Origin of the sequence: Acidisoma sp. L85, from assembly GCF_009765865.1 — a bacterium.
Classification (GTDB): Bacteria; Pseudomonadota; Alphaproteobacteria; order Acetobacterales; family Acetobacteraceae; genus Acidisoma.
The window spans coordinates 30,263-39,279 of sequence record NZ_LMUQ01000040.1; the positions used below are offsets into that span (position 1 = coordinate 30,263).

Sequence of the window (9,017 nt, forward strand, 5' to 3'; positions counted from 1 at the left end):
TCCGCCGAGCAAATCGTTCGCAACCTTTCGGGGGGCAATCAGCAGAAGGTCGTGCTCGGGCGCTGGACCGCCGGCAATCCGCGCCTCTTCCTCTTCGAGGATCCCACGCGCGGCGTCGATGTCGCGACGAAGCTCGAGATTTATCGGCGCATCCGGTCTCTCGCTGAGGCTGGCGCCGCCGTGATCCTCGTCTCCTCCGACCTCCTTGAGTTGATCGGCCTCAGCGACCGCATCCTGGTCTTCTCACGCGGGCGCGTCGTGCAGGAGATCGCCGGCACCGACGCGACCGAGGACGCGATCGTCGGCAGTGCGACAGAAGCCGGCACCACCGCCGCCGAAGCCGTTACAGCCGCTGAGCCCGTGGTGCACGCCGCTCGCCGACACCGGCGTCCGCTGTTCGCGCGCTACGCCGGCGCAATTTTGCTAGCGGTGCTGATCATTGCTCTCGGCATCGGCACCTCGCACGTGTCGAGCTTCTTCTTCTCGGTCAGAAACCTCTCGAATATAGCCGGGCAGGTGGCACCGCTTGCGCTCGTGGCCCTTGGTCAGTTCTGCGTCATTGTACTCGGGGGCATCGATCTCTCGGTGGGGCCGCTCATCAGCTTGGTGACCGCCCTCACCTCCTTCGTCGCCGTAACTGAGGGCGCCACCGCCATGTGGGCCGCTATTGCGGCGGCGCTTGGCACCGGCCTCGTCACCGGATTGGTCAATGCCGTCCTGATCGTGCGCCTCAAGATCCCGGACCTGATCGCGACGCTTGCGACTTATTCGGTGGTTTTTGGCGCGGCGCTGATCATCCGGCCAAGCCCCGGCGGCCTCGTCAGCGACACCTTCCTGGATACATTCAGCAGCAATATCGGGCCGGTGCCGGTGGCGGCGCTCGTCGTTGGGTTGCTGTTTGTTGTGGCCGAATTCCTGCTGTTGCGCGGTCGCCTGGGCCAACGTCTCTACGGCGCGGGTTCGAGCACCGAAGCGAGCGTCGTTGTCGGCATCAACACCGCGCTGGTGCGTGCGGGTGCCTATGTCTTCTGTTCGCTCTGTGCCGCCGCCGCGGGGCTGCTGATCGCGGCTCGTATCGGCAGCGGCGATCCCCAGGCTGGGGCGTCCTTCACCCTCTCCTCCGTCACCGCTGTCGTGGTCGGCGGCGTTAGCGTCCTCGGCGGACGCGGAACCGCGATCGGTGTGCTGGCCGGAGCCATCGCGGTCGGCGTCATGCAGAATGCGCTGAACCTGATGCACGTGTCTGCCTACTACCAGTATGTCTGGACCGGCGGACTGACCCTGGTCGCGGTCGCGGGCTACTCCCTGCGCACATCCAAGGCCAGACGTACGTGACGCGCACCGTTGCCGATGGCGAGAACAGATTGGGCGAGTTTTCCGTCTGAACTCTAGCGGAGCAGGCTTTCGTTCCGTTGATGTCGCACGAACTACTTCGACGCTCTGACCCCGCCAAGGGTGACCTCGCGTAACTGGCCGAGCCGATTCATGCGTTGGCGTAGCGCATGAATGGGCTGCAGGCATACCGCGGCACGGCAGCAGGCTTCGCCTATATCTTTGTCAAGGCGCCGAGCTTCCTCGCCATCTTCCTGTTCCCGGTTTTATTCGGTGCCATTGGAAAGGCAAATGCGACGCTGTTCACCGCCGTCTTTCCACTCATGGGTTTACTCGCTGCAATCTTTATCCTGCCTGAGGTCTACGGTTACGAGGACGACTGAATGTAGCATAGACTCCATCGCGGCGTGACAATTGAGCGGGTTCTTTGCCTTGCCAACTCTGCTACTTCATCAGATGGAAACTGCGGCCCTTCGTGAAACCGAACCTCGGGCGTCATTCGGCCACGCCTCGGGAAGCTCTGAGCGGCGCCGAGGAGGCGCCCCTTCGGTCATCGAAACGATTGCGGTGTTTAGACCCAGGCCGCCGGCAACAGCGGACCCGGCTGCTCTCATCAAGATCATGTCGAATCTGCGTCTGATGCCACGAGCTTAATTTTCATTGCAATCATCCGGGTCAACCACCACGATCTTGTGAAATCGGCTCGGAAGGTAGACATCAGTACGCTATGGGCGAACATCATGATGCTCTTCACTATGTCATTTATCCCGTTCGCCACAACGCATTTGGCCGAGCAGCTTCGCTCGCCTATGCAGGTCGCGATCTATAATGGCCTCTTCTTGCCAATACACCTCCGATTCAGCACTCGCTGCACAAGACACTGTCGCGATCTCCGCAAGCCACAGCTCGCAAACTCAGAATCTACTCTAGTGATCGATTGCAAATAAAGTGCCTGTAGTCGGATCAGGCGAGCGTGGGCGATCTGTCAGTGTTTGATGAGCGTGCCAAGCTATCGTCATTCCTCTAACCGCACTACAGCCGCCAGCTATTCGACCATTCGAGCGCCTTTAGTTGCCGGCTGGTCCGGGACCTCGTCCTTGCCAGAGTCCCGGAAAAGGTTGTCTAGCTCGCCGAGCATGCACGGGGGAGAACTGCATTGTACAATGACGTCCGTGCATTCTTGCAGATTCAGCACTTCTTTCGCTGCGGCCTCTTTCTCAGGATCCTGACGCATGTCACCCTCATCCGGGAGCAGGGGCCCATGAGTGAGCCCTTACCCGATTCCCGAGTGCTATTTGTGCTCGCCGCCCTTGACGTTCTCTATGCTATCTCGACATGCCAGGGCTTTGTAAGATGCCGAGCGCAACAATCGCGCCTATTGGCGCCGTCTGATGCGCACATCCGCTGATCTGACTACAATGGGCAAGCGGGAACTCGTCAGATTTCATGCGTAGAAAACACGCTGGAAGCAAGGCTGGTCCTGTTGAGCCTAAGCTATCCTAAATCTGCTTGAATCCGATCGCCATAAGTTATTCCCGCTTGCCTCCACCGATGCCATGTCGATCGAGCGGATAGGGGCGTTTCGGCAATCGAGCGCGCGCTTCACCATGGTAAGCCGATCTAACGGACTTCGAGTATCACACTCATTTGCGACAGCGTTGTTCACGTCGGCAAACGTAGCAGACGGGCAACGATCCGAGCGCCCTGTGACACCGGATCGACTGCGCTCGATTATGACAGCCGCGGCTGCTTTTACCTCCGCAGGTCAAGCCGCATCAACACGCGATACTACTGCTTCGTAGTCAAATAGGGCTCATCTCCCGGCTCGGTCACGCGAGCAAGCGAGTGATGGACCCGCACGCGAAGAAGCGTCCCCTGGGGATGGATTCTATTTATTACAATGCTTGTCCAACTCGCGTCGCAGGCGTCTGAGCTCAGGCTCTACGGCGAGGGTAAAACTCACTATTTTGGACGACGGCAGGCCCGTTACCGCCGAGATGGTTTGGCAATGGTGTAATGAAACCCTCCAGTTACGGACAGGTACGCGACGCGATTTAAAAAGTTGAACTTCGACGTTTGAGGTGTCCCGCATCTGCCGCCGCTTCGGAGAAAGACGATTTCGCCATTCGCCTGCGCATCGCTGCCTCGGCCCGGATTCCCAGGGCGGCGGGCGCTATCTCGCCGTCCGCCAGATTGACGCTCAACGGCCGCTGTGGTTCGGCGCACCCACACCTTCCCTTGAGAAGGGTCAGTATAGAATAAAGCTCACGGACTCATGAGAATTTTTCGGGAATACCTCGGCGTCATTCAATGCCGCAGTCGTGTATGGAAATCGGCGGCCTAAGCCATTGATAGAAATAGCGCCTCCGAAGTTGGCGCCGGATTGTGGGGGGAGGGAACCTGTGGGGTTGACGCTGCGCATATTGCTTGTTGAAGACGAGCACCTGATACGACTGACTGCCGCGGAGGCTTTGCGGGACGAGGGCTTCGACGTTGAGGAGGCCTCGAATGGTGACGAGGCAGCTTTACGGCTCGTCGGTCCCAATTTCTTCGACGTGCTATTCACCGATGTTAGAATGCCCGGCAAAATGGACGGTGTTCATATTGCGACGCACGCCAGGACCCATCACCCTCCGATCATCCTGATAATCGTATCTGGCTTCGCGCCACAGCTTGCCAGCCGCTTGAAAGACTTCGACCCCGCCGCAGTGTTCTTCGCCAAACCCTACAGGGTGAGAGACATCGTCAACAGCATTCGGCGTTTGGCCGCCTAAGGGCTCTGCCCTCCCTAGGGTTAGGCCGGGCGACAGGCAGTCCCTCGCCCGGCCTAACCCCAGCGGGAGGTCAGATCGACCAAGGCTAGGAGTCGCTCCATAACAAGCGCCACCAGCGCTGCAAACAAATGCCTGGCAATTCAATAGAGAAGAGAAAGTGCCCATCCGGGCGCCTTGCTCGAGGCGCGTGGCAGAACGCGCTTTAAGTAACTCAGCGATCTACCAAGAGGGCTTAAGGCCTTTGTGCTGAGCAGGGGCGCCTCATAGGTAAACGTTCCTACCATATGTCAGACACAACCAAGTTTTCGGTTGCGCATCAAATTGTCGGGGCAGAATCGGGACTTCGGGGTTGCCGCGCGAGGACAGCCCAGGAAGTTCCTAGATTGGAACGTTCCTGTCAAAGATGCTTGTTGTTTTCTTTTGCGAAATCACTGATAGTCGGCTCATAAATATCCTATCGAGTATTATTAAATGTCGAGAGTTTTAGTGTGCGGAGGGCGCTCATACGCAGATTTTACTTCCGTTAGCAGAGCCTTGTTAGAGGTTCACCTTTCTCTTGGAATTTTGCTACTAGTCCACGGCGGCGTCTCGGGAGCCGATGCGCTGGCGGGCACGTGGGCCGTTAAATTTGGCGTGCCCTCGAAATCCTATCCACCGGATCACGACAGGCATGGCGACCAAGCGATTTTCATTCGCAATGGCCTAATGATTGCTGACGGTAGGCCGCATTTGGTGATTGCCTTCCCGGGTGGGCCCGGAACAATGGACTTATTGGCTAAGGCGGCGGTTGCCGGCCTTCCCATCTGGCACCCCGCAGATGAGTCGCTCGAGAATGTGGTCGGCAACGGCGCGAACCGCATTCCGAGCGACCTCGCACCTTTTCGAAGCGCGACCTCGCCCAAGCCGTTCCCCCCGACTGATAAGCCGGCGAGCAACGTGCCGATCGGAGAAAGTTACGAATGGGGGCCGCCGCGCGATCGACGCCGGCCTGCGAGAGAGATTTTGGTTCATGCAGTCCCCATCAAACGGTGACTTAGCTTGTAGTCACCCTTGTCAGAAGTTTGAAACTCGGCGCCGCCGACCCTAAAAATAGTACTGAGACCTAAGCTCATTCACCCTCAGGCAACAACTTCCGCAACATCTCGCCCCTTGCGCGCATCGCTCCCCATAGTAGGCTATTCTCGGCCTCTAGCTCGGCGACACGCTTCTTCAGAACAGCAATTTCAGCTTGCTGGGCGCGAACCTCCGAGATCAGTTTGCCAGATAGCCCCCTAGCTCAACGCAGCGGCTATGGCGTTAGGATCGAGTGTTCCAGCACGTCACGCGGCTGCTTCATCACAAGGTCATGGACGCGCCTGAATAGCCAATCAATTGACGTGAGCTTCTTTTCGCTCGTTTGATGGCTGATCCGCGAGCTCGCGTTGAATGAGATCTCCCGGATGCTTGATGTGCCGCAACCGCTCGTGCGCGGCGACGAGGGTCTCCATTGAGCGGCGGTTGCTGATTTCGACCTGACGCCGCCTACGAGTAACCATTGATTCGAGCGGGGCATCACCGCGTCGGCCTTGGCAGATGGGAAGGCGAGGTTCATCTCAGGACCACCCGCATTCGACGTTAGCAGGATGATCGTGCCGTCAATGGGCACAGCAGACCCAACGACGACGGTGCGCATCGGCGTTGGAACGTTTCTGCGCTATGCTGGTTACTCCAGAGGAAGAGCCGTCCATGGACAAGAAGTCGAAACCGTCGCTCATCAGGCCAGAACAGAGATGGCGTGGTCCCAATCCTAAAACCGGGCGCAACGAAGCGGCGGTCGTATTGAATTCGCTCATTCCAAAGGTCGAGATCAAGTTCGAGTTCACAGGGCTGGAAATTAGAGTGACAGATAAAACTCTGAATTCGCGGGCGTGGGAGTTCCTGTCAGATGCCCCGAAATGAAATCGGCTCGAGGTTCACGCACAAGAGAGATCATCCAGCGAGCGAAGACGAGCCAACCTATGACGCTAGTGACCAGCGCGACGATTCCCGCTGCGATCAATGGCAGCGCAGCGACATGGTGAAGCAGACATAGTCGCTCCGAGGAGGCTCACAGAGTGTAATACCGAGTCTCGTTAAGGGTGACTCGTGGGGGATTCCCGAATCGGCTTGGCCAGGCTCCCCCATCGCTCGGCGAAGACGTGGACGCTTGTGGTCCGCTCCCCAGGGTTTGCGCGTGTCGTGCTGGAATGTTCGAGACGGCTGAGGCTGCAGTCAAAAATACGATTCCTAGCGCGCGCGTTAGGGGCGAGTTAATGGTCCTCGACCTTCCTGCGCCCTAGCCCCCGGGGCCGTGGCTGCGTCGCTGTAGCGTGAACCCAGTTCAGCCTTTAGCCTCTCGACCTTATCAGCGGCGCGCTTCATGCCTTCGCCGTCGTAGCGATCGCCTGTTTCATGCAATTGCACGAGCTTAGCCTCCGCAGCCGCTAGTTCGGCCTCCAGCCTCAGTAATCCAGCCATCTCAGTCGGCGAAGGCGACACGGGCGCGTCCTATCATCGTTCTCAGAGTAGAAACCTATGCCGGAGCCTCTTCGGGTCAACGACACTCGGGCCCCACCTGACTTCGAGTTGATCAGCGGCCGGCGCCTGATCGCGCTCGAATACCTTAGTGGGCACCGTCGAGGAGCGCCTGCATGCTGGGCACTGCGCCTCGATGTGGCAGTCAGGCTAGTCGAAGATCACAAAGGACTCGAAGTCATACATGCAGACCGGGCGCTAGCCCTGTTGTACTGCCGCTGCGGGCTTGTCCCGCAGCCGAATCGTCAGCACCAGAAGACCGGAGATCAGCAGCGCGCCCGCGAACAGCACGGCGGTCGCTGTGAAACTGCCCGTGCGGTCCTGCAGATAGCCACCTAGGAACGGCCCAAAATAGCCGCCGAGATTGCCGAGCGCGTTGATGAAGCCCATCGCTCCGCCGGCAAGCGCGACCGGCAGCACGCGGGAGGCTGCGGCCCAAAAGGGCCCGTCGTAAGCCAGCGCGCCACCGACGGCGAGGCAGATGAAGACGATCGAGAGCACGACGCTAGTCTTGGCTACAAGAACCGAGATGATGAGAGCGATGGCGGCGGTCGCCGTCGCGTAAAACACATGCCGGCTGTAGAGGCGGTTACGATCCGCGGCCCAGCCGTTGAGGAACAGGAGGACGACGGCGGTGAGATAAGGCAGCGCCGCGATCAACCCGACCGTCCCGAAGCCTTGCTTCGTCAATGTTTTCAACAGAGTCGGCAGCCACATGTTGAGGCCGTAGAACCCGACCTGGATGAGGAAATAGACGCCGACGAATTTCCAGATCGTAGCGTTTGTGAAAATATCCCAGAAAGGGCCGGGCAGCGGTTCCTGCGCGCGATCCTGCGCGATGGAGCTTTCGATATAGTTGCGCTCGGCGGGCGAACACCAAGGCGCTTCACGCGGCCGGTCCCGTATGAAGATCAGCCAGAGCGGCAGCGCGATAATGAACGGCAGCGCGCCCTCAACCATGAAGAGCGTCCGCCAGTCGGAGGCCGAGACGATCCAACCCGAAAGCGGCTGCGTGATGATGGAGGAGATGGCGAGATTGGCCATCCAGAAACCATAGGCGCGGGCGCGTTCTTGAACCGGGAACCAATGGCTGATCAGCACCAGTACAGCAGGCCAGATGCCGCCTTCGGCGACGCCCAGGAAGAAGCGGACGATGACCAGCTGGTCAAAGGTGTGAACGAAGCCGCAAAGAAAGGCCATCACACCCCAGCAGACGATCATGATGGCCACGAATTTACGGGCCGACCAATGTTCGGCAAGCCATCCACCCGGGATCTGGAACAGCATATAGCCGACGAAGAAGATGCCGCCGGCAAAGCCCTGTTGGGCCTTTCCGACATGGAAGTCATGCCCGATGCCGGCGAAGGCATAGGAGATGTTGGTTCGGTCCATGAAAGAGATGATGTAGACGATCATCGCAATAGGGATGAGACGCGCCCAACGCTGGTTGTCAGCGAGGCGACTAATAGAAGCACGCGTTGGTGCATTATCCGACAATCTCTATCTCCTCGGCGCCCCCTCTATGGAGGCTTAATGTCAGTGCCAGATAAACTGTAAGGCCTCAGCTGGTTTCCCCAAAGAGTATTTGACCTTGCATTACGCCTTTATTTCTCATGTCACCGAGGACGGTTTGACTGCGCCGAATAGCTTTCAATGCTTCACTTGCGCGTTGCACGGGCCAAAACACGCATCGCGCATGGACGCCAGCGTCAGAAGGAGAAGCGCTAATATTGACTGATAAGTAAGGGGCAGACGCCATGGAAGAAGGCGAGGGCCGTCCCTCCCCGTCTCGTCGATCCAGGCCGGGTTGAGAGTGAAACGGGACACTTCCGCGGCTGACCAGCTCCACGACTGGAAGCCCGCGCGTTTAGACTGTCGAACTCCGTGACTTTCACCGTCTTTATGGACGTTGGCCAGCTCGGCCACTACGCGTAGTAACCCGAAGGGCGTGAGAGCCGGGCATCCCTCACGCCGAACGCTACAGGGCGACTTGCCGGCCGACTTCCAGAAATCTATCGGCGGGCAGGTCGAACCTATCCGGCACCCGCACGGCATTCCGATACATGAAAGCGAAGATCATGCGCCGCCATCCGTCAAGGCGAGGTCGATCCTTGCTGCGCACTATCTCGTCGCGAGCCGCAAAGAAGATGGCGGAATCGAGGTTCAGCGGGAGCCTTGCTTTTGGGCGAGGGCCAGGGCGACCGTCAAGCTCGGCACTTCTACGAAGCCAAACCTTACGGTCACGCGCCACAGGCCGTCGGTTATCTGCTCGACCTCGGCTCGCTTCTCCTCGGGTACGCGCGGGATCTCGTCAAAGGCTAGAGTCAAACTTACGACTGTCTCCTGCAGCGCCTTCAT

7 protein-coding genes and 1 pseudogene are annotated in these 9,017 nt (G+C 58.9%); 6 read left to right on the forward strand and 2 right to left on the reverse strand.

Features of this window, described 5'->3' with window-relative positions; translation table 11 throughout:
* The 6 genes from GSQ83_RS12235 to GSQ83_RS12260 all read left to right on the forward strand — a co-directional run.
* Nucleotides 1-1,335: ABC transporter permease subunit (locus tag GSQ83_RS12235; RefSeq protein WP_408839608.1), on the forward strand; the 1,335-nt coding region annotated here is incomplete at its 5' end.
* Between the two features lie 167 nt (nt 1,336-1,502).
* A complete protein-coding gene (locus GSQ83_RS12240) occupies nt 1,503-1,715 on the forward strand; it encodes a hypothetical protein (RefSeq protein WP_216850081.1) in 213 nt (70 codons plus the stop codon).
* A 270-nt stretch (nt 1,716-1,985) separates the two neighbouring features.
* Entirely contained in the window at nt 1,986-2,279 is a 294-nt protein-coding gene (locus tag GSQ83_RS31215; protein WP_158803189.1) for a TMEM175 family protein, read from the forward strand.
* A 1,461-nt stretch (nt 2,280-3,740) separates the two neighbouring features.
* Complete coding sequence (locus GSQ83_RS12250; RefSeq protein WP_158803182.1) at nt 3,741-4,106, forward strand: response regulator; 366 nt, start codon at nt 3,741-3,743, stop codon at nt 4,104-4,106.
* Nucleotides 4,107-4,577: 471 nt separating this feature from the next.
* Nucleotides 4,578-5,138, forward strand: coding sequence for a DUF2493 domain-containing protein (locus tag GSQ83_RS31220; protein WP_158803183.1), 561 nt, complete (start codon nt 4,578-4,580; stop codon nt 5,136-5,138).
* A 693-nt stretch (nt 5,139-5,831) separates the two neighbouring features.
* Entirely contained in the window at nt 5,832-6,044 is a 213-nt protein-coding gene (locus GSQ83_RS12260) for a hypothetical protein (protein ID WP_158803184.1), read from the forward strand.
* An 813-nt stretch (nt 6,045-6,857) separates the two neighbouring features.
* On the opposite strand, the gene GSQ83_RS12265 is transcribed toward GSQ83_RS12260, so the two are convergent.
* Nucleotides 6,858-8,156: an MFS transporter gene (locus GSQ83_RS12265; protein WP_254065643.1), complete on the reverse strand. Its 1,299-nt coding sequence runs from the start codon at nt 8,154-8,156 to the stop codon at nt 6,858-6,860.
* A 481-nt stretch (nt 8,157-8,637) separates the two neighbouring features.
* A pseudogene (locus GSQ83_RS31225) lies at nt 8,638-9,017 on the reverse strand (KUP/HAK/KT family potassium transporter).